Here is a 1,927-nt window from a genome sequence, read left to right as displayed (position 1 = left end):
ATCGAGTAGGAAGGGGAGTCGCCTCCCCTGTCCTCTCACACCACCGGGCATACGGTTCCGTACCACGGCGGTTCATGAAGAACGGTTAAGCCCTCTTACCGTATCCAGTACCGAGATCAGTCCCTGGTCGTAAAACCATTTCCTCGGCAGGGCCTGGTTCATGTGCGATGCCCCGGCGTTCCACCAAGGACCTCGACCATTGCCTGCCGATTTCCAAGCTCGGGGCGCGTCCAGGCCCAGCCCTTGAAGTTTCCGGCGACGAGTCGCTGAACGTTTCCATTGCCGCCAGATTAGGCCGCGTAAGCGGCGACGTATCCATTGATCCAGCGCTTCCAAGGGCCGTTTCACATCAACAAAGCTGAAGTAGTTGGCCCATCCACGCAGGACTGGCCCCAACTCTTCGATTATCCGTTGGGTGTTACGCCCCCTGCCACGCTTCAGGATCTCACGAACACGCTGCATCATGCGCTTCAGACTTGCCTTGGCCAGCGTCAACTTCGGCTGCTTGTGCCAAGTGAGACGGTAGCCCAGATAGCCGCGTTTCCATGGCCGATCCACCGCACTTTTCGTGCGGTTGACCGTCAGCCGAAGTGAGCTCTCGAGATACTCACTCAAGCTTTCCATGACACGCTCGCCTGCCCGCCGACTGTTGACGTACACCTGAACGTCATCGGCGTAGCGGCAGAAGCGGTGGCCTCGGCGTTCCAGCTCCTTGTCCAGATCGTCCAGCAGGATGTTCGCCAGTAGCGGGCTGAGTGGTCCGCCTTGGGGTGTCCCCTGTCGCCTCGGCGTGGGCAAGCCGTGTTGGAACATACCCGCTTCCAGATAGCGGCGGATCAGGCGCAGCACGCGCTTGTCATCAACGCGCCGCGCTACCCGTGCCATCAGCAGGTCGTGGTTCACTCGGTCGAAGAAGGCTTTCAGGTCAAGGTCGACCACCCAGCGGTGGCCAGCGGTAACATGGGCCTTCATGGCCGATACGGCCTGCTTGGCGCTGTGTTTGGGGCGGTAACCGTAACTCGACGCGGAGAACTCCGGGTCGAAGACCGGCATGAGCACTTGTGACAGCGCTTGCTGGATCAGTCGGTCGGTGACCGTGGGTATTCCGAGCTGCCGCACTCCGCCTTTAGGCTTGGGGATCGTGGCTGCTCGAACTGGACTCGGGTGATACGCATCGGCCAACAGCCGCTCACGCAACGTTGGCCAGTGCTGTTTTAGGTGGTCAGCCAGTTGATGCACCGTCATGCCATCGACACCCGGTGCACCTTTGTTGGCAGCCACCTTACGGTAAGCTCGCTCCATGTTCTCCGGGTCAACGACCCGCTCCATGAGCGAGGCTGACTCCGCTTTCGTCCACGATAACGACGCCGGGACCGTCTCGACGCCCACCGGCTGGGGCGCGGAGTTCTGCTCCTGCCCCTCTGGGTGAGTGACGGTATTAGCGTCATGGTCTGTCTTCATGATCGATCCTCGAGACGTTATCGCCTACTCGCGGTTCTTCATGTTCGGCCCTTGGTGCCGTAGTGAACCGGCACTTACTATGGCCTCGGCTGACGTCTGGTAACCCATCCCGTCGCCTCTCGACGCCGGTAGCACTGTGGCAGATCACCAGACCTCCCAGGGTAAGACGCGCGACCTTCCCGCTTATGCCTGTCGGATCTACGTCATGGCGTTCCGTGCAAGTACCGGGCTTTGATGATTATGGCCATCTCACCCCGCCATGACGCCTCGTATCCGCTTCCTATTCGTCAGGCCAGCGTTTTGCCTTGGGCTTCCTTCAGATTCCCCCTCGCAAGGGACACCCTTGCCGTCGGCTAGCACTTCCCCTTGCCGGGCGTGCAGGGGACTTTCACCCCCAAGTCATCCTGAGGCACCACCCTCAGGAATAGCGCCTGTTAAGGCGCTGCGCGCCATGCCTGGCGCACCA

The 1,927-nt window shown here is 60.8% G+C and carries 1 protein-coding gene; it reads right to left on the bottom strand.

The genetic code is table 11. The features are described 5' to 3' along the window. Nucleotides 1-72 precede the first annotated feature (72 nt). Nucleotides 73-1,461 (bottom strand): group II intron reverse transcriptase/maturase, encoded by a 1,389-nt coding sequence (gene ltrA / locus ACT3XD_RS19500; protein WP_192539937.1) that lies wholly within the window; start codon nt 1,459-1,461, stop codon nt 73-75. Between the last annotated feature and the right edge of the window lie 466 nt (nt 1,462-1,927).

The sequence above is a fragment of the Halomonas sp. AOP7-B1-5 genome (assembly GCF_052353045.1).
Classification (GTDB): Bacteria; Pseudomonadota; Gammaproteobacteria; order Pseudomonadales; family Halomonadaceae; genus Vreelandella; species Vreelandella colorata.
This window is presented reverse-complemented; position numbering and strand designations above follow the sequence as displayed.

Coding starts and splice junctions, on each gene's coding strand:
- ltrA (WP_192539937.1), bottom strand. CDS start 1,461: ATGAAGACAGACCATGACGCTAATACCGTCACTCACCCAGAGGGGCAG.